This window comes from Jeotgalibacillus sp. ET6, from assembly GCF_029667115.1.
In the GTDB taxonomy this organism is placed as follows: Bacteria; Bacillota; Bacilli; order Bacillales; family Jeotgalibacillaceae; genus Jeotgalibacillus.
Genome location: NZ_JARUIU010000034.1, coordinates 1 through 302, shown reverse-complemented (window position 1 = coordinate 302; position 302 = coordinate 1). Strand labels below are relative to the sequence as shown.

Sequence of the window (302 nt, the reverse complement as noted above, 5' to 3'; positions counted from 1 at the left end):
CACGCCGCCAGCGTTCGTCCTGAGCCAGGATCAAACTCTCCGTAAAGTGTTTGATAAAGCTCATTGTGTTTCTTGTATTTCTTGTACTAACGTTGACGTTTTTGGTTGTTCAGTTTTCAAGGTTCAATCTTAATGGTGGAGCCTAGCGGGATCGAACCGCTGACCTCCTGCGTGCAAGGCAGGCGCTCTCCCAGCTGAGCTAAGGCCCCTAAATTGGGAAAATATAATGGTCGGGAAGACAGGATTCGAACCTGCGACCCCTTGGTCCCAAACCAAGTGCTCTACCAAGCTGAGCTACTCCC

1 tRNA gene is annotated in these 302 nt (G+C 50.3%); it reads right to left on the bottom strand.

The annotated features are described in order from the left end of the window. Positions 1-133 precede the first annotated feature (133 nt). Positions 134-209: transfer RNA gene (locus P6709_RS19790), tRNA-Ala, on the bottom strand. Positions 210-302 lie beyond the last annotated feature (93 nt).